The organism is Acidobacteriota bacterium (genome assembly GCA_028874215.1).
Lineage (GTDB): Bacteria > Acidobacteriota > UBA6911 > RPQK01 > JAJDTT01 > JAJDTT01.
This window is the reverse complement of record JAPPLF010000018.1, coordinates 17,233-36,448: the sequence shown is the minus strand read 5'-3', so window position 1 is coordinate 36,448 and position 19,216 is coordinate 17,233. Positions and strand designations below refer to the sequence as shown.

Sequence of the window (19,216 nt, the reverse complement as noted above, 5' to 3'; positions counted from 1 at the left end):
TTGACTCAAGTCCAGGGATACGCCTGATACCATTTCGAACAATTGTGAGCCTGCTCCTTCCAACAACCGTCGCGTGCCTGCTGATCACCGGCATGGGTCTTGCCCTCGTGGGCAGCGTGAAACTGGCGCTGGCGCAGAAGCTCCGGATCGACGAGGGCCGGGTCGGCGGATTGGTGTCGCTTTTCGGCTTCACCACGATCCCGGTGATCCTCACCGCCGGCTTCCTGACCGATCTGATGGGACGGCAGGTGGTCCTGGTCGGCGGCACCGTCCTGATGGTGCTGGGCCTTTTGACGCTGGCGGCCTCGCACCGCTATGCCACGGCCCTGGTTTCGGTGCTTCTGCTCGGTGCCGCCTGGGCGGCGCAGATCAACGTGATCAATGTGTTGGTGCCCCACGTGCTGAAGCCTCCCGCCTTTCTCTCCGGGGATATTCCGGCGATCTCCTTTGCGACGAACCTGGGCAACGTCTTCTTCGGCCTGGGGGCATTCCTGACTCCGCTGTCGGTTGCCTGGGCACTCGGCCGCCTGGGACTCGCTCCGGCCCTTCGACTGCTGGCGGGACTCGTCGCCCTCCAGGCCGTGGTGGCAGGATTCTCCGACCTTCCGGCCGCGATGTCGGCGGGAGGGGGAGGCAGCGTATTGGGTCCGGAGACCTGGTCCCTGCTGGGAGATCCGGTCATGTGGCTCTGCTCCATGGCGCTGTTCTTCCACGGTCCCCTGGAGGCGGCGATGGGCACTTGGACCACCACCTTCCTGGGGGACCGAGGGGTTTCCGAGGCCCGGGCGGCGAAACTGCTGTCGGCGTTTTGGCTGGCCTACATGGCGTCGCGCCTGTTCACCGCATTCGTGCTGGGACCGTTTACCGCGCGATTCGTCTCCGGACTGGGACTGGAAGCCCCGAGCGAAGCAGTGCTGATCCTGGTCCTGGCGCTGGGCTGCATCGGGGTCACCTCGGGCGTGGTCCGGAGCCGGACCCGGCGGACGGCGATCGCCCTCGTCATCGCGGCGGGCCTGATCTTCGGTCCCATCTTTCCTTCGATCATGGCGATTCTGCTGGGTCATTTCCCGGGGCCGGTGCAGGGACGCGCCGTCGGACTCCTGTTTGCCATCAGCGGCCTGGGCTGGACCTTCATCCCCATGGCGATCGGCGCCTACGCCCAACGGACGAACGTGCAGAGGGGTTTCCTGATCGCCGTCGGATCGGCAATCGGCCTGTTCCTGGTGGCAGGGCTCCTGACATTGACGGCCACCGGCGGCTGAGCGCGGAGCGCGACGCCGGCCGATCCGAAACTCGATGAGGCCACCTGCCAGTGGTTTAATGAAGCCGTTGGGCCGATTGAGGATTGAGGATTCGCAAGTGAGAATCATCGCCATCTTTTCCCTGGCGTTGGCAGTCGTGGCTCCTCTTCCCGGTCAGACCCGGAGGGAGGTGGAGAAACCCGGTGGGGTCCAGGTCTTGGAGTCCCCTTCCGGGGTCCGCTTCGCTCTGCTGGGGGAGGCAGGTGAGCGGCCCGCTCCGACGATACTTGTCTTTGGCGGGGGGATGCGTTCGGGGCTGGAGGGAAGGTCCGCCAAAATGTGTCGGATCCTGGCTCGGCACGGGTTCCTTGCCGTCGCTCTGGACAGTCCCTGCCACGGCGAGGATCAGAGGTCCGGCGAACCCTTCGGCCTTGCCGGGTGGCGACACCGCCTGGAGAAGGGTGAGGAGTTCCTCGCCGACTTCCTGAAACAAACCTCGTCGGTGCTGAACCACCTGATCCGGCAGCGAGTCACGGATCCCGAGAGGATTGTGGCTTTCGGCCCCTCCCGCGGGGGTTTCCTGGCCCTGCATTTCGCCGCGGTCGAGCCTCGGGTCGGCACCGTCGTCGCTTTCGCTCCGGTTACGGATCTGCTGGCCTTGCGGGAATTCCAGGGAACGGCGGACAAAGCTGCGGCCCGTTCTCTGGACGTCATGGCGTTGGCGCCGAAGCTGGCTGGGCGCCGCCTCTTCATCCAGATGGGACACAACGATATGCGGGTGGGCGGCCATCACGCCATAGACTTCGCCTTGAATCTCATGAAGCGGTCGCCCGATCAGATGAAGCCCTTGCAGGGCATCTGGTCGGGGGATGCGATCAAGCTGGTGATCACCCCCTCGGAGAATCCAAACGGCCACACCACTTATGACGGAGCCCACCACGATGCTGCGGACTGGATCCTCCGCAGCGGAGAGAAAACCGGGCCGGAGGAGTCGTCGTGCGAGTCAGAGTGATCAATCCCTTCGGCGGAACCGAGTTCAGGGGACGGGAGAATCTGGAGAGGATCAGGCGAAGCGGAACCGAGTTCGACATGGTCAACATCGCCGACGAATATCCGCTGAAGAACAACCAGTTCCTCTACTTCCGGCACAAGTGCACCGATGCGACGCTGGAGCAGGTGACACAGGCCGAGAAGGACGGGTGCGACGCCGTCTTCATCTCCTGCAACCTGGACATCGGACTCTACGAAGCGCGTTCTCTGGTGGACATTCCGGTCACGGCCACGCTGGAGTCGGCGGCTCTGATGGCCTACGCCATGTGTGAACGGTTCTCCCTCGTCTCCGTGGACGATCAGAACGGACGCATCCAACGCATGATCCTGAGGCAGTACGGCCTGGACGGCAAAGTGGCTTCACACCGGTCGATCGGCATCGATGCAAATGACCTCTATCCGGAGAAGACTTCGGAAGACAAGGTCTACCGGCGCGCGGTCGAGGTGGCCCGGCAGTGTGTCCGGGAGGACGGCGCGGAGATGCTGATCTCGGGATGCACCCTCATGGGCTCCGTTCTGACCCACCGCGGCGCCCAGGCCATCGACGAGATCGGCGCCCCGGTCATCGACGGCATGGTCACCGGCTTCAAGATGGCGGAGATGATGTGCGACATCTGCCGGCTGACGGGCCTGCCACCCGTGAGCCGGACAGGCTTCTTCCAATTTCCTCCTGCCGACGACGTGAAGCAGTTGAGGGATTTCTACGGGCGCCGATGAGGACCCGGGCCGCACCTGGGCGTGGGGAAAATTTGAACAGACCTGGACCACGGACCGTATTTTGGCTGGTTCTTGCGGTCACCCTGCTGGGACTCACTTCAGCCTGCAACCGACGGCCGGAGAGGCCCAACATCGTCCTGATCCTGGCCGACGATCTGGCCTGGAACCAGTTGGGCTGCTACGGAAGCAGCTTCTACGAGACCCCCCATCTGGACGCTCTGGCGCGCCAGGGGATGCGTTTCACCGACGCCTACGCCGCCAGTCCCATCTGTTCCCCGACCCGGGCCAGCATCATGACGGGCAAGAATCCGGCGCGACTCCGCGTCACCCAGTTCATCTCGCCGGGAGATTACGCCGGGAACGCCGTCAAGCTGTTGGAGCCGGACTGGACCCGACGTCTACCTCTGGAGGAGGAGACGGTCGCCGAGGCGCTGAAGGATTCGGGCTATGTCACGGCCGCATTCGGCAAGTGGCATCTCAGCCAGGCCAAGACCCCTCCCGGGAGCCTGCCCTTCAATCCGGACAAACAGGGTTTCGACGACCACTTCGTGACCTACAAGCCGGTCCCCCGCATGGCCCGTGAGTGGCAGACGCCGGAGAACGACGCCCACAACGTGCGAATCATCACGGACCGATCCCTGGAGTTCATGGAGAAGAACCGGGAGAGGCCCTTCTTCCTCTTCGTTTCGCACAACAGCGTTCACACCCCCCTGGTGGAGAAGGAGGCGCTGATCTCCAAGTACCGGGCGAAGCCGGATGCCGACGCGCCCACCAACCACCCGGTCATCGGGGCCATGATCGAGACCCTGGACCTGAGCGTCGGCCGGCTGCTGGCCAAACTCGACGAGCTGGACCTGTCCGAAAGGACTCTGGTCCTCTTCTTCTCGGACAATGGCGGTTTGGAATGGAGCGACGGCAACGGGCAGGGCCCCGCGAACCACCCGCTCCGGGCCGGCAAGGGGGACCTATACGAAGGAGGGATCCGGGTCCCCTTGATCGCCCGTTGGCCGACCGTGGTCGCCCCCGGCAGTGTCGTCGAGGAACCGGTCAGCAGCGTCGATCTCTTCCCCACGTTCGTGGAAGCCGCAGGAGGGGACGGCAAGCACGACGATATCGACGGCGTGAGCCTGCTGCCGCTCCTGCGAGGGGCCGCCTCGCTGGACCGGGACGCCCTCTTCTGGCATTACCCCCACTACCACGGTTCCGGCGCCCTGCCTTCGAGCGCCGTGCGGAAGGGACGGTTCAAACTGCTGGAATGGCACGAGGAGAGGATCTTCGGGCTGGAGAATCGCTACGAACTTTTCGACCTGACCGGCGACCTGGGAGAATCCACCGACCTGGCGTCCGGCAGGCCCGAAAAGACCCGGGAGCTGGCCGCGGATCTGGAGAACTGGAGAAATTCGGTGGGAGCCCAGATGCCCCGACGTAATCCGGACTATCGATCCGCAGGAGGTCCCGACACATCTCGAAAGGATTGATCGGGTTCAACGGAGCAACCGGGAACGGGTGGGCTGGATGCGCCGGAACTCAGCTCGACTCGCTCATGGCGCCGTTGCCCCGTCCAACTCGCGAACGTAGATGCTGCGAAACCAGAGCCGGTTGCCATGGCTCTGCAACTCGATCTGTCCGCGAGGATCGATCGGGCGGGACCGGTCCCATATATTCTCCATCACCGCCTGATCGGTGACCAGCTTGCCGTTGAGCTTCACCGTGACCCGGTCGCCGACCATCTTGATGTAGAAGGTGTTCCACTGGCCTACAGGAAGGTCCGCATTCACCAGGGGAAAACGGGGATGGATCTTGTTGTTCCACAGTGCTCCCGAGCCCTTGTCGTTACCGTGCCTGCGGTACTTCTCGAACCTGGTGTCCCAGATCTGAACCTGGGGACTTCCGCGCAGGTAGATGCCGCTGTCGCCGCCTTCCAGGATCTTCCAGTCGACATACAGTTCGAAGTCACCGTAGTCCCTGTCGGTGCACAGGTTGTCTCCCTTGCCGTCGAACTCCAGAACACCGTCGACCACTTTCCAGTGGGCGCGCATGCGCTGGTCGGCCTTCTTCTGAGCTTCCGCCAGTTCCTCCGGGGACATGGCAGCACGCTTGATGGGGTTTTCCACCAACCCCTTCCATCCGGCCAGGGTCTTGCCGTCGAAGAGTGCGGCAAAGCCCTCGGGTGGTTCCGGACCGGATGCTGCCGAAAGCGGAGCCAGCATCGTGAAAAGGCAGGCGATTAGCCCGGGAAGCCAGGAGTTGCGACGGCAGTTTCGGATCAGGTTCGAATCCAGCCGGATCGGTGTCACGCGAAACAACATGATTGCCAAGTGGCCGAAGTATACCACCGGCATTCCCAGAAAATCTGCTGCCTGGAGCCGGCAAGATACAGTGAAGCGGATCGGCATGATCCGGCCTGGGAAGAAACAGACCCTCCCTGACTTGGATTGGCCGGTCCGAGGGGTAAGTCTCGAGGCCCGGAACGCACCTCCTCAACTTGAAGCCGCTCATCGACATTTCCCGACGCGAACGGCGTGCGACCGACTACGAGCGTATGGAAAAAGTCTCAGGCGAGGAAACAGGCGGAAGGATGACGGGAGATGTCAAGGCTGGTAGTGGATCCAGGCCGGGGACCCCCAGGCCATCTCTCCGTCTTCCTGGATCACGCGAAGATAATAGTAGCTCTCCCCCGGCTCGGAGGCGCCGTCCGCGTACTGGAACTTTACCTCCCTCTTGTCCGGCGTCACCGAGTAAACGATCCGGTTGTCCTTGATGACGTCCACGCGCCGGATGTCCTGCGTGCCCGTGAGGTCGGCCTGGAGTCGAACCGGCGTCGTAGTTCGGAACGCCTCCCCCATCAGGTGCTCCCCGTCCGAGCCCAGGAATCGGACATCCAGGATGATGTTGTCGGTGGCGGCATAGGCCCGGCGGGCGCGAATGGCCTCCAGGAGCCCCTCCGGCGTCAGCTCTTCGGCGATCAGGCAAGCGTAGCTGATATGGGTGGATAAATGGTCCGAGGAGGCGATGAATCCCAGCTTGTAGCCCTTCTCCAACGCGCTCCAGGCCGTTCCCAACCGCCGAAAGGGCCGGTTGTCCTGTTCCAGCGTGGAACTGGGCTCACCCGTCATGGGCTGGGGGGCCCCCGGGTGCTCGTAGGTCTCCCGCATTCCCTGGAAGATCTCCAGCAGATGCTCGACCTTGGGGTCGTTGTCCCGCCAGTCGGTGCCGGAACCGGTCGCCATGGTGTGCGGAATGGAGGTTCCGTTCTTGCGCCGGAGGTGCCAGAACAGCCTCTCGGACCCCTCCAGGCCCAGGTGCTCGGCGGTCTCGATGGGAAGGATCGAGGTTCCCCGGCGGATGAAGAAGACGTTGCGGTGGCCGTTGGGGAATTCGAGGCTGCGCTCGTATCCGTAGAAGGCGGCGAAGCTCTCCAGTTGGAAGAGGTCGGCGACCTTCTGGTTCCGCCACCAGTTGTAGGGCTCGACGATCTCGTGGTTGTGGTCCGTGACCCCCAGGAAGTCCAGCCCCGCGGCGTCCCGGGCGTATCTGTAGGCGTCCACCAGGGAGCCGTCGCCGCCGCCGTCCAGGGAGATATCGGTGTGGCGGTGCAAGTCTCCCCGGTAGATGGAATAGGTCCGGCCTCGTGAGTGAATCCGGTAGGAGCGGATTCGCTCCAGGTCGCCGGCCTCTCCGGGATGAACGGGATCGAAGGGGTCTACGGGCGGAAGCTGAAGTCGAGACAACTCCATCGGCGCCGGCCCGCCGCGGCCCAAGAGGCCCACCATGACCTGTCCGTGCACCGCCAGAAACGATTTGGTGCTCCGATTGTCGGTGGGCCAGACCGCCCAGACGCGGCCCTCCGAATCCAGCGCGGACGCCGGCATCATGTCGTTTCGGCCCGCGCTGTGGAAAAGCGGGGTGGGACGAGTCCACCGGGAACCGTCGTATCGCAGGCAGACGATCTCCCACAAGGGGAAGTAGCGTCCGCGGCCCTCGGACTGGCGCATCTTCAGGTGCCGGGCCAGCAGCCAGGGACGACCCGACGCATCCATCTGGAGATGGGGCATCTCCCATTTCCCCTCCCCCAGGTGGACGGCGGGGTCCTGAAGCGTCGTCATCCACTTGCCGTCGTCCAGGCAGGCCACCCGCAGTGTCCGGGTCTCGTAGAGCTCCGTTCCCTTGGCCTGGCCGCTTTGATCGACGAGCCGTCCCGTGTCCTTGCCCCACTGCGGTCCCGACTCGTGCCAGGCGATCCAGATCCGTCCCTCGCCGTCCATGGCCACCGAGGCACCGGCCTCGAATCGAGCCGTCCCAGCCACGCTCCGGACGTCCTCCCATCGCCCCGACCGCCGCAGCCGGAGATAGACGTCGTAGCTTCCGGAAGCGTAGCCGTCCCAGGCGATGGCCAGATCACCATCGGGACCCGCGGCCACCGACGGCCACCAGTTGTTTCCCCCGGCCGCCGCACCCTCACTGATCCGAACCTCCTCGCCCCAGTATTGGCCGTCGAAGTCCTGAGCCACGATTTGGGTCAAGCCGTCGATCGTCCTCTGCCAGACCAACCAGAGCCGGCCTTCCGAATCCGTGACCGCCCGGTGGTAGACGTCCGGGCTGGGATGTTCGGTGAGCCGGTAGCGGAATGACCATCGCTCTCCATCGAAACTTCGCGCGTAGAGATCCCAATTTCCTTCCACCTGGGCAGACCAGATCACCCAGATCCGCCCCTTGGAATCCTCGGCCACGGCGGTGCGAAACGCATCCATGTCCTCATCCAGCAGATGGACCGGGCCCCAGCCCGACTCGCCCCGTGACCGGGCCACGACCAGGTCCGCCTCCCCCTCGACGTATTCCTGCCACGCGGCCCAGAGCTTGCCGGATCGCGTCGATGTCATTGAAGGATAGTCCTGGATGTCGAAGCGCTCGGCGGCCAGAGGCGAAGACGGCGGGACCGATTCCACCAGGACGGCTCCGTCCAGAAACGTCTCGGCCTGGAAGAGCGGGATGCCGTCGGGCCGGAGACTGAACGCTCCCTTCTCCGTCTCGACCCGGATGGGCTGATCTCCCGGATTCTCCAGGACGTTGACGATGACGCTTGGATGCCGGAGAGCGCTCCTCCCCCTTCGACCCCAACTCATGCGGGTGGCCGCCACCCAAGCCAGTCCCCTCTGGATCTGGTCGTTGGGCAGTTGAGGATCGGCGTCGACCGAGTGGATGCTGTCGAGGAAGCTGTGGCGGTAGATATTGGCCCGGAACTCGTCCGGCCTCAGTTCCAGCTCCTGACCCGCGACCGGAACCAGCCTGCCGCTCCAGATTCCGGGTTCTTCATCGAGGAGCCCCAACCGGATCCGGAAGGAGGATTCGGGGAGCAGAGATTCAGGCGACGGCGGCGGAGAGGGGCCGCCGGGCCGGCATTGGGTCAAGCCAAGGGCCAAAACCAGCACTCCGAGGCCCGATACCGGGACCGGCACGCGTCCGAATTCCACTGTAGATCCTCCGAAAATGATGGTGATCCGGCCGGTCTCAACAATAACAGCCGAGTGGGACTGTCCGGCGGATCGGAGATCGAACCGATGTTCTGAACGCTTTCTTGTCCCGGCACCCGCCACGCAGGAATCAGTGAAACCGGAATGCGTACAGATGGGCGTCGCGGAGACGAATCCGCAGGCGAACCCGAAAGCCGGCGAAGCGGGCGAGGTCAACCCCGGGCTTCCACCGCACGATTCCCCCGGTTCGATCTCCGGTGATCCGAGGGCAATCCTTCATTCCCACACCCGGGAGCGGAGTTCCGGTTTCGTCCTGGAGCTCGACCCGAAGGCCGCCCCCTGCGCTGGTGCTGTAGTTGAGCTCCAGCCGGGCGCCCCTGAACACGATGGGCCGGGTCGTGAATTCACCCCATCCTGCATAGGGGCCTTCCACCGACACGAAGCCGTCGCTCCGCAGCGAGCACCGCCGGAGCCGGCATTCCGGCGAGCGGTACAGCTCCGTGTAGTACATGGAGATCTCGTCGGCCCCGGTGGGCACCACCCCCTGCCCCATGATGGGATTCCGGTCCACCCAATTGCGTTGGTCGAGACCCGGGCTCAGGAAAGGCTTCCGGAGCGGACGCCGCCAATGCACTCCGTCCCGGCTGGTGGCCAATTGAATGTCGGAGAGGCCGGTTTGATAAGGCAGGCTCTTGTCGTCCCTGACGTAGAACACCATGGGGAACATGAGAAAACTGCGGGCCGCGCGGAAATAATTGACGGCGGCGTTGGTGTAGTGATGAAGGTTGGCGGGATCCTTCCGGTCCCGGGCCAACACCAGTTCCGGCTCCGACCAGTGGAGGAAATCCCGGGACTCGCAGCGCCGAATCGCTCGGCGGCCGCCTTTGAAACGGGACTTGTCCACTTCGGGCCGGTTGTGGACATAACGCCGTCCGACGGGATCCCAGATCACGGGACCTCCGGTCGACGTGTCGACGCCACGCATGTAGATGACGTAGCGCCCGTGTTCATCGTCCCACAGCAGGGTGTTGTGGCTGTCGAAGGGCCCCGAGGTGACCAGGGCAGTCTCCCGCACCGGCTTCCAACCGATACCGTCCGAAGAGACATAACCGCGAAGCCCGCCGGAAGAGGCGATCATCTTGTAGCGTCCGGGACTGCCCGGCGGCTCGTTGGGATCCAGGATCTGGCTGGCGTTGTGCAGCTCGGCGCCTCCCAGGATGTTGTTGTCCCGGGAACCTCGGAACGGGTGGAGGCCCAGGTTCGGCTTGGTCCAGAGGATGCCGTCGCCGCTTTCCGCATAGCAGGTTCGGCGCCCTGCCCGGTAGCACATCTGATAGCGGCCGCCCGAGTGGACGACGGAGCTGTAGTGGATGCCTTCCGCTTCCCAGGGCCGGTCGCTCTCCAGCGCCGTTTCGCGGGGAACGGGACGGTGCAGCGCAAGTTCGATATTGCGTGACGAATCGAACCAGAAGTCGTCCAGAAACAACTGCCGCCGCGATCCGACGTCGACGGGTCCGGAGCGATCGGGGACGGCGCTCCGGCCGGGCAGGAATGCCCCTGCTCCCAGCGTCAGGCCGCCGACGCCCGCAGACTTGAGCCAGTCGCGGCGGGTCTCTCGACGCTGGCTCATGAGATCCGGATCTTCCTTGTCTTGGGAGCCATTGCCCCGGCCGGCCCGATTGCGATCGCGAGGGGGCTGATACACCAAAGTGACGGGAGAGGTGGCAGCTTACTATGGGTTGATGGTGCTGGGCGAGCCGGCCCGCTGCCTTTCGTTTTCGAATCGTCAGCCTATACTCGATCCGGTCCGTACCGCACGAGGAGAATCGAATGTCGAGATGGAATCCATTCCTGCTGTTGCTCCCGGCCGTATCCTTGGCCGCCGGCTGCGGGCCGCCGGGGGCCCAACTGGTCTCGGTCCAAAAGATCTGGGACCGGGCTCCCCATAGCGCCTTCACCGATCTGGTCCGCTTCCAGGACCGTTGGTTCTGCACTTTTCGGGAAGGAGAGAGTCACGTTTCCTCCGACGGAACCATCCGGATCATCACCTCGGCGGACGGGGAAACGTGGTCCTCTGTCGCCCACTTTCCCCGAGAACCGGGACAGGATCTGAGGGACCCCAAGCTGGAGGTGACCCCGGACGGGCGTCTCATGGCGCTGGCGCTGGACCGGCGGGACCTGGCCGAGGACCACCTGGAGTTTTACTCGCTGGTCTGGTTTTCCCGGGACGGGACAAAATGGAGCACCCCTCAGCGGGTGGGCGAGCCCGACTTCCTGCTCTGGCGGGTCACTTGGCATAAAGGGACGGCCTACGGCGGAGCATACGCCGATCACCGGGCCGCCGGCCACCGCCCCAGCCAGGACGAGTTCGTCCGGCTCTACAAGAGCGAAGACGGACTCCGATTCGAGACCCTGGTGCCCGTCCTTTTCGATCGCGGGTCTCCCAACGAAACCGCCATCGTGTTCCGGGACGATGGAACCGCTGTCTGCCTTCTGCGGCGCGACGGGGAGGACAACACCGCCCAGATCGGAACCTCGCAGCCGCCGTACACACAATGGAATTGGAAGGATCTCAACGTGGTCATCGGCGGTCCCGACCTCCTGGTCCTGCCGGATGGCCGCCTGGTGGCGTCGGGCCGCCAGCACCTTCCCGGCGGCGAGCGCCGGACCCTCCTCTGGTGGATGGACCCGGAGGCAGCGACGGCAACCGAGATCCTGGAGCTGCCATCGGGGGGAGACACCAGCTACGCCGGAATGGTCCTGCACCAGGGGCTTCTCTGGATCAGCTACTACTCGTCCCACGAAGACGAGACCAGCATCTACCTGGCCAAGGTGGCCCTGCCCGGCGTGTGAGTCGGCACTCCCGGCCTACCGGAACTTAAACGAATAGAGATCCGCATCGTTCATGACGAAACGCAGCCGCACCGGCTTCCCGGCGATCCGGCTGAGGTCGCTGCCCCCCTTCCAGGAGACCACTCGCTCGATCTGGTCTCCGATGATCCGGACGGCGTCGTCCGCCGAGAAACCGGCGATGGGATTTCCGCCGGAGTCCTGAATTTCGACCCGGAGGCTACCGGCCGCCGAGGTGGCGTAGTTGATCACCAGCTCGCTGCCGCTGAACCGGAGGGTCCTGGTGATCATCTCGGCCCCCTCGTAGGGGGCATGGACCGACGAAAAGCCATCCGTCCGCAACACCATCCGCTCCAGCCGGGCGTTGGTCTGGCCGTAGTCCCGCTGGACGTAGAAGGACATCTCCGCCGGTCCGGTGGGAACCACTCCCAGCGCCGGGTAGTTGGTGCGCGAGGTCCAGTTGGTGAGGCCGATGCCGGGACGGACGAGGCTCTCCCGGAAGGTGAAATCATAGATGGTGGTGCCGGCGCGGCTGGTCAGGAGAACCCCATCCGCGATGTCCCGGACTCTCCAGTCCGGATCGCGCGGAAAGCCCGGGTCCGGGCCCAGTTCCGCCGTCTGGGCCTCGTCCAGGACCCGGCGGCCGGCTTGAAAACGGCCCGGCAAGGCCACGTAGATGTGCGGCGCCCGGAAGTAAGGATGGGTCTGGTTGGTGTAGAGATGCTGGGACGGGACGGTGGCGCCCGTATCGCTGTAGGTCATGAGGACAGGATCGGTCCAGTTGAGGAAGTCCCGGGAAGTGGAGCGCGCCACGGACCGGCGCCCCCCGACGGCGTGCCGGCAGTAGAGGACGTAACGGCCCTCCGCCGCCGACCAGAACATCACGTTCTGGGAGTCGAAGTGGTTCCTGATTTTCCTGGGGACGATCGCTTCCTCGCGGACCAGCTTCCAACGAATACCGTCGGCGGAGATGTACCCGAGCAGCCCTCCCCTGGCTTCCATGTTGGCCTTGTAGCGCTCCGCCGCCGGTACGCCCGGGCGGCCGTCGATGAAGGGGCAGAACTGGTGTCCCGAGTCCAGGATCAGGTTGTTCTCACGGCTCCCTTGGACCTCGACCAGACCCAGGGAAGGACGGGTCCAACGAATCCCGTCCCGGCTCTCGGCATAGCAGGTGTAGGACTGCCCCCCCATGCCGCAGCGGTAGTACATGCGGTAGGTATCGCCGTCCTTGAGGATGGTGGTGTAGAAGGAGTACCAGTCTTCCCAGGGTTTTTCGTAGGAGATGGCGACGCCTCCGGGCCGGGGAACGTGCAGTTTCAGGCGGGTGCCCCGGAGCTGTCCGATCAGGTGGTAGTCCACGAAGAGCTCCCGCCGGGATCCCATGTCCAACGACGCGTCGAAATCGGACTTCCCCCAACCGGTTACCGCCACAGGAGACGACAACAGGACCGCCGTTCCCAGAACCAACGCTCTCCATCTCATGATCGAACCTCCATTTCCGCGTCTGCTGCAGCTTTGCCGCGCTGCCCCCGCATCACCGCGGGCGGGCCGGATCCCAGAGATTACAGGTCCCTGTCCGGAATCACCATACTCGGCTGGACCACTCCCCCGCTTCCTGTGCTCCGGAAAAACGGACTGTCCCTTCGTGGGAGAGTGCTCCCCAAGAAGCGGCCACTTTGCTTCTGCCGCCGGGAAACGGCTTGTGCTAACCTCCGTGAAACCGAGTCTCCTGATAGGCGCGTTTCAGAGGAGGAAACCGAAATGACAATTCTCTGGCTCCTGCTGGCGAGCTTGGCGGCGTGCACTTCGACCTTGGCAGGTGCCTGGACCCCGCCGGCGCCGACCCACGCCGACGTGGCCTACGGACCGCACGCACGCAACCGGCTGGATTTCTGGAAAGCGGAGGGCCAGGGTCCCCGCCCCCTCCTGGTCTTCATTCACGGCGGAGGTTGGACCGGCGGCGACAAGACCCGGCACTTGTCGGATTTCCGACCGTACCTCAAGAAGGGTATCTCCTACGCCGCCGTCAACTACCGCCTGACCCCCGGGTCCCCCCTTCCGGCTCCGGTTCACGATGCAGCCCGGGCCATCCAGTTTCTGCGCTGGAAGGCCTCGGAGTGGAACCTCGACAAGCGTCGCATCGCTTTGACCGGAAGCAGCGCGGGAGCGTGCACCTCCATGTGGCTCCTGCTGCACGACGATCTGGCGGACCCCCACGCCGCCGACCCCGTGTTCCGCGAGTCGACCCGGGTGACGGCGGCGGCAGTTCACGGCGGACAGACCTCCATCGACCCCAAGGTGATCGAACCCTGGTTGGGACCCAACGTCCTGAAGCATCGCATGATCAACATGGCGGTGGGCGAGCAGACCATCGAAGCGGCCCTGGCCAACTACGAGAAGCACCGGCCGCTTTACATCGAGTTCTCGCCCTACAATCATCTGACCGCCGACGATCCCCCGCTGCTGATGACGTATGGAAACAACATGACGCTCCCCTCGGAGGACGCCGGGCACGGGATCCACCACCCCGTGTACGGGATCAAGGTCAAGGAGAAGTCGGACCGCCTGGGACACGAGTGCCACTTGCTCATCGAAGGCGTATCGAAGTCGGCGCAGTACGCCAGTGCGACGGAGTTCCTGATGGCAAAGCTGCTGGCCAGATAGATGGCGGCTTCCGCGTTCAATTCAATTGCGATGTGACATGGTTATGACAGACGCAGTCGGTAACGGATTCTCCTTGTCGCAGTTGATCGACTCCCGAAAGCCCGGCCTCACCCTGGAGCAGCCGTTTTACAACTCATCGCGGATCTTCGAGCTGGACATGGAGCGGATCCACCTGCGCCATTGGCAGATCGTGGGCCACGTGAGCCGGCTGCCGGCCGCCGGCGACTATTTCCTCTATTCTCTGGGCGGAGAGTCGGTGGTGATCGTCCGGGACCGGGACGACGAGATCCGCGCCCTGCTCAATGTCTGCCGGCATCGCGGATCCAGGATCTGCCTGGAGGAGGAGGGTTCGGTCAAGCGCTTCGTCTGTCCCTACCACTCCTGGACCTACGGATTGGACGGGTCCCTGCTCTCCGCCCGGCACATGCCCGGCGGCTTCGATCGGGAGGATTTCCCCCTGCACCGTTGCCATGTCCGCGTCGTTGAAGGACTGATCTTCATCTGCCTGGCCGAGGCGCCCCCGCCGTTCGATCCCCTCGCCCGGGACATCTCGAACCTCTTTTCTCCCCATGGATGGCCGGCAGCCAAGATCTGCTCGCGCGTCAGTCACGTCATCCGCGCCAACTGGAAGCTGGTGGCCGAGAACTTCTTCGAGTGCTACCACTGCCTTCACACGCATCCCGAGCTGACCTCCGTCATGAGCTACGTGCGGGCGGGCGAATCGAAGCGCTTCGGCGAGGAGCTGGACCGCTACACCTCCCGGTGGAAGAAGGAGATCTGCCGGACGGATCACGATCCCGAACCGTTCGACCGAGACACGGGAATCCGGCAGCACGGGGGCCGCCGACCCATCCGTCCGGGCTATCTGACCCAGAGCAGGACCGGGCAACCCTTGGCTCCCCTCATGGGGGACTACGACGCCTACGACGGGGGCGTCTCCTCCATCATGTTCTTTCCCATCAACTGGCTCGTCGCCACCAACGACTACGGAATGGCGACCCGGTTCACGCCGGTCTCCGCCCAGGAGACCGAGGTGGAGCTCACCTGGCTCGTGCATCCCGACGCCGTCGAGGGCGTCGACTACGATCCGGACGAGGTGACCTGGCTGTGGCTCAAGACGCTGGAAGAGGACAAGGAGATCTGCGAGAACAACCAGGCCGGCGTCAACAGCCGCTACTACCGTCCGGGAATCTACAGTACCGCCGAGGAGACGGTGGACCGGTTCTGCCAGTGGTACCTGGAGGAGTTGGGCGCGAATTCCACAAGCTGAGGAACAAGGACCAAGAGCGCACCCGTCCAGGGACAGACGCTCTCCGAAAACTCATTCTCCAGCGAAATCCGACTCCATCAGCCGCAGCCGCACGCCGGCAATGATCTCCCTCCTGCCGCCGGTGCGAATCCCCGCATAGTGGGTCGTCAGCCAGATCTCACCGGGCCGGCGTTCGAACAGGAATGGGTAGGAGAGCCACCCGCCGGGCTGCCGGGCCACCACCTGGGGGCGGGTCCAGGTCTTGCCGTCGTCTTCCGAGAAGGCGATGGACAGCTCTCCCCGCTGGGAACTGCCGGGAATGCGGGAATAGGGAAATTCCCTGCGCGCTCCGGGCGTGCGGTTCCACTCCTGGAGCGTCATCCCCTCCGGGTGGAGACGGTTCCAGGCCAGGACGAGACGGCCGCTGGACAGGCGGATCAGGTGGCCCGGGGCGCTGCTGGCGTCGATGCCGCTGGGACGGATCACCCGCCAGGAACGGCCCTCGTCCTGGGAGAACGCCTCCCAGAAGCGGTCCCAGTTGGTGCGGATCAGAGTCCAGAGGCGGCCGTCCCGGAGTTGGACCAGAGTCGGCTCGATGGCCCCGTCGTGATGCCCGTGTCCACCCAGATCGATGAGATTGCTCCGGGCCCAGGTGCGGCCCGCGTCGTCGGAAAAGTAGAATACGAAGGCGTGGCGCCCCGGATTGCGCAGGACCTTCATCACGGGAACCACCACCCGGCCGGAACTGGTCTCCAGGATATCGACCATGGCCCCGCAGTATTCCCGGGAGAGGAGCTGGGCATCGATCCAACTTTCCCCGCCATCCAGACTGCGTACGGACCAGACCTCGTTGAAGACACCGGGCTCCGGTTCGTGGGTCTCGTTGTTCCAACCCCATTTCCGGGTCTTGGTGTCCAGGAACACCAGCACGATAGCGCCCTCCCGGGTCTTGTGCAGGACGCGCCATTCCCGATGTATTTCGGGGTCCCGTTCCCGGAACACGGGTCCCCTGCTGCTCCAGGTGCGGCCGTCGTCGCGGGAGAAGTGGGCTTCGTTGCCCTCCACCGTCATGAGCCGGCCGTCGTCCAGCAAAACGAAGGGGCCGTCGCGGTCCGTGACCAGTTGTCGAGCCTGGGGGTGGGTCCATTCGGCCCGCTTTGCCGCTGCCGCGGACCCTCCAGCGAGGCTCGCCGGCCAGGGGTTCAACCCCACCAGGGCGGCGAGTCCCATCGACAATATGGCCATCATTCGAACCGGAGTATGCTCTGACATCCGAAAAGTTCCTTTCCACTGCCACATGCAGCGTTCCGGATGCGGCCGGAGCTGCGGTTCGCTTCGGCGGCCGGAACGGGTTGTTCAGTATAATCTCTCCGATTTTCCGGACGATATGTTGTATCGGGTGTGTCATTGGGACTTCAGAGCGGATCTGGCGGCACCGTGACCTGAGAAACTCCAATGAAGTCGACCTTGTCAGCCGCATCGGGGAGAACACGCGAGGCATGGGAATGATCGCTCGATCCAAGCTGGGTTGCGGTGCTGCACTGCTGGCCATCCTGTCCGGCATTCCGGCTGCGGCGCAAATGTCGACCGTTCGGGTGGGAACGGTGCTCGACGGCGCGGCCGATCGCGAGCTCGCATTTCGAGAGGCGGTCCGAAAAGAGTCCATTCGTCTCTTGGGCGGCCGCCATGACGTTTCCTTCCCACCCGAGAAACAAATGGTGGGTGATTGGACCGCCGAAACGTCCCGCCGACACCTGAGCGCTCTGTTGGCGGACCCGGAAGTCGATGCGGTCCTGGTGCTCGGCATCGTGGGAGCCTCTCAGGCGGCGCGTGCCGCAGACCTGCCGAAGCCGGTGATTGCGGCGCCCGTGCTGAACCCTGAAGTCGAAGGCCTGCCCGTGGAAGTGCGCGAGCGCCCGGTGCCCGGCAGGGAGAGCCTGTCACGGCACCGGGTGAGTGGTGTCAGAAACCTGAGCTACGTCTCCTACAACCAGGATCTGGAGCGCGAGATCCGGGAGTTCCGCAAGCTCGCGCCCTTTTCCCGGCTCGCGGTGCTGACCATACCGCGCCTCGAGGAGCCGCTGCGAGCCATGCGCGGCGAATTCCGCCGCCGTCTCGCTCCCATGGGCATTGCCGTGGATTTCATAGTGGTGGGCAACTCCGCCGAAGCAGCGCTTGACGCGCTGCCTCCCGATACCGAGGCGGTGATATTGGGCCTTCTGTCCCACCTCTCCCCTGGAGAGTTCGAGCGGCTCATCGCAGGATTGATCGAGAAGAGATTGCCCTCCTACGCTCTCGCCGGAAGGACCGACGTCCAGCGCGGAGCGATGGCCAGTCTGAAGCTGGACCGCTCGGAGCAGTCGTTCGTCCGGCGCGTCGCCTTGAACCTCTTCAACATCGTGCAGGGCGAGGCGGCGGCGGAGTTGCCCATCGATTTCAGCGTGGGCGAGCAGTTGACCCTCAACCTGACGACCGCGAGCGCCATCGGCGTCGACCTGAAGTTCTCCACCTTGACGGATGCCGAACTCCTGGGGGAGGCGGCCGCGCCGGCCGGGCGATTGCTTTCCCTCTCGGCCGTGGTGGAGGATGCCGTCAAGGTCAATCTCGACCTGGCTGCGGCCGGGAAGCGGATCGATGCCGGGCTGCGGCTGGTGAGCGAAGCTCGGGCGCCCCTGCTGCCGCGGGTGAGCGTTTCGGGCGGGGGCAGCAAGCTGGCCGGGGCGGGCGCCGTGTTCGGGGACCGCCAGCTTTCCGGTTCGCTCGGGTTCAGCCAGTTGCTGTATTCGGAACGGGTCCGGGCAGGCTACGACGTGGAGCGCCAGAGCCAGATCGCTCGCGAAGAAGAGGCGTGGCAGTTGCGGCTGGACATCGTGCTGGAAGCTGCCCAGAGCTATCTCGACGTCCTCCGCGCCAAGACCTACGACGCAATCCAGCGCAACAACCTGCAATTGAGCCGGTCCAACCTGAGTCTGGCGCGCCGTCGTTTCCGTGCCGGCGCGACCGGACGGGACGAAGTCCTGCGCTGGCGCAGCGAGATCGCCCGTAACCGGCTCGCCCTCCTGGAGGCATCGGCGCGTCGGAAGGCAGCCGAGATCGCCGTCAACCGCGTCCTCAACCGGTCACTGGAAGAACCGTTCCAGACCTCCGAAGCCGGTCTCGCCGACCCCGGCCTGACGGTCAACTTCGAACGTCTGCGACCCTACATCGAGCGTCGGGGAGCGTTCGGTCTCTTTCGGCAGTTCATGACCTTCGAAGCGCTGGACGGCTCCCCGGAGCTGAGGCGGATCGACGCGTCCATCCGGGCCCGCAAGAGAATCGTGCTGGCTTCCAAACGAGCCTTGTATCTGCCGGAACTCGGGCTTGACGCGCAAGTGCAGGGACAGCGGAGCGCCGGCGGCCTGAGTCTCTTCCCGGAGGGACTCGGAGGGGGCGGGACGGACTGGAGCATCAGCGTTCGTGCTTCGCTACCCCTCTTCGAGGGAGGGGCGTTGCGAGCCCGCAGGAGCCGGGCGCAGATCGAACTCGAAGAAATGGCGATCGAGCGGACGGCCACTCGACTGGCCATCGAACAGCGGGTCCGTTCGGCCCTGTTGGAAGCCGGCGTCTCCTTCGCCGGGATCGAGCTGGCGCAGGAAGCCGCGTCCGCTGCCCGGGAGAACTTCGAACTGGTCCGCAACTCCTACTCGCAGGGTGTGGTGGGCATCATCCGGGTTCTGGATGCCCAGTCGCAAATGCTGGCCGCGGACCTGAGCGCGGCCAACGCCGTGTTCGACCACCTGATCCACTTGATGGCGGTGCAGCGCGCGGTGGGACGTTTCGATTATTTCCGATCTCCGGCGGAACGCGACGCCTGGCTCCGGCGATTGGAGAAGTTCTACCGGGAGAGAGGGCGCGATGTGCACACGGACTGAAGCAACTCGACCCGTGACCGGATTCTGCCGCCCGGCAGGACGCGTCCTCCGGGCAACGGCGAG

The 19,216-nt window shown here is 64.6% G+C and carries 13 protein-coding genes; 8 read left to right on the top strand and 5 right to left on the bottom strand.

What is annotated here, in order from left to right:
• Positions 1-44 precede the first annotated feature (44 nt).
• The 4 genes from OXT71_03380 to OXT71_03365 all read left to right on the top strand — a co-directional run bounded on the left by OXT71_03380 (position 45) and on the right by OXT71_03365 (position 4,486).
• Positions 45-1,262 (top strand): MFS transporter, encoded by a 1,218-nt coding sequence (locus OXT71_03380; GenBank protein MDE2925420.1) that lies wholly within the window; start codon positions 45-47, stop codon positions 1,260-1,262.
• Between the two features lie 97 nt (positions 1,263-1,359).
• Positions 1,360-2,253, top strand: a complete 894-nt coding sequence (locus OXT71_03375; GenBank protein MDE2925419.1) for an alpha/beta fold hydrolase — start codon at positions 1,360-1,362, stop codon at positions 2,251-2,253.
• Positions 2,238-3,008 carry an aspartate/glutamate racemase family protein gene (locus tag OXT71_03370; GenBank protein MDE2925418.1) on the top strand — a complete coding sequence of 257 codons (771 nt, stop codon included), beginning with the start codon at positions 2,238-2,240 and terminating at the stop codon, positions 3,006-3,008. Before OXT71_03375 ends, OXT71_03370 begins: the two co-directional genes overlap by 16 nt.
• Before the next feature lie 32 nt (positions 3,009-3,040).
• Positions 3,041-4,486, top strand: a complete 1,446-nt coding sequence (locus OXT71_03365) for a sulfatase (protein ID MDE2925417.1) — start codon at positions 3,041-3,043, stop codon at positions 4,484-4,486.
• 63 nt (positions 4,487-4,549) lie between these two features.
• On the opposite strand, the gene OXT71_03360 is transcribed toward OXT71_03365, so the two are convergent.
• The 3 genes from OXT71_03360 to OXT71_03350 all read right to left on the bottom strand — a co-directional run bounded on the left by OXT71_03360 (position 4,550) and on the right by OXT71_03350 (position 10,109).
• Entirely contained in the window at positions 4,550-5,350 is an 801-nt protein-coding gene (locus OXT71_03360) for a DUF1080 domain-containing protein (GenBank protein ID MDE2925416.1), read from the bottom strand.
• Positions 5,351-5,599: 249 nt separating this feature from the next.
• Positions 5,600-8,479 carry a hypothetical protein gene (locus OXT71_03355; GenBank protein ID MDE2925415.1) on the bottom strand — a complete coding sequence of 960 codons (2,880 nt, stop codon included), beginning with the start codon at positions 8,477-8,479 and terminating at the stop codon, positions 5,600-5,602.
• A 130-nt stretch (positions 8,480-8,609) separates the two neighbouring features.
• Positions 8,610-10,109: a hypothetical protein gene (locus OXT71_03350; protein MDE2925414.1), complete on the bottom strand. Its 1,500-nt coding sequence runs from the start codon at positions 10,107-10,109 to the stop codon at positions 8,610-8,612.
• Positions 10,110-10,309: 200 nt separating this feature from the next.
• Between OXT71_03350 and OXT71_03345 the strand changes: the two genes are divergently transcribed.
• The gene (locus tag OXT71_03345; GenBank protein MDE2925413.1) at positions 10,310-11,332 is read left to right on the top strand and encodes a sialidase family protein; all 1,023 of its coding nucleotides are present in this window, start codon (positions 10,310-10,312) and stop codon (positions 11,330-11,332) included.
• Between the two features lie 15 nt (positions 11,333-11,347).
• On the opposite strand, the gene OXT71_03340 is transcribed toward OXT71_03345, so the two are convergent.
• Entirely contained in the window at positions 11,348-12,811 is a 1,464-nt protein-coding gene (locus tag OXT71_03340; protein MDE2925412.1) for a hypothetical protein, read from the bottom strand.
• Positions 12,812-13,090: 279 nt separating this feature from the next.
• On the opposite strand from OXT71_03340, the gene OXT71_03335 reads away from it, so the two are divergent.
• Positions 13,091-13,993 (top strand): alpha/beta hydrolase, encoded by a 903-nt coding sequence (locus tag OXT71_03335; protein MDE2925411.1) that lies wholly within the window; start codon positions 13,091-13,093, stop codon positions 13,991-13,993.
• 43 nt (positions 13,994-14,036) lie between these two features.
• Positions 14,037-15,263, top strand: a complete 1,227-nt coding sequence (locus OXT71_03330) for an aromatic ring-hydroxylating dioxygenase subunit alpha (protein MDE2925410.1) — start codon at positions 14,037-14,039, stop codon at positions 15,261-15,263.
• Between the two features lie 51 nt (positions 15,264-15,314).
• Here the strand turns inward: OXT71_03330 and OXT71_03325 are convergent, their stop codons facing one another.
• Positions 15,315-16,514, bottom strand: a complete 1,200-nt coding sequence (locus tag OXT71_03325; GenBank protein MDE2925409.1) for a sialidase family protein — start codon at positions 16,512-16,514, stop codon at positions 15,315-15,317.
• Between the two features lie 233 nt (positions 16,515-16,747).
• Between OXT71_03325 and OXT71_03320 the strand changes: the two genes are divergently transcribed.
• Positions 16,748-19,153, top strand: coding sequence for a TolC family protein (locus tag OXT71_03320; GenBank protein ID MDE2925408.1), 2,406 nt, complete (start codon positions 16,748-16,750; stop codon positions 19,151-19,153).
• The last annotated feature ends 63 nt before the right edge of the window (positions 19,154-19,216 follow it).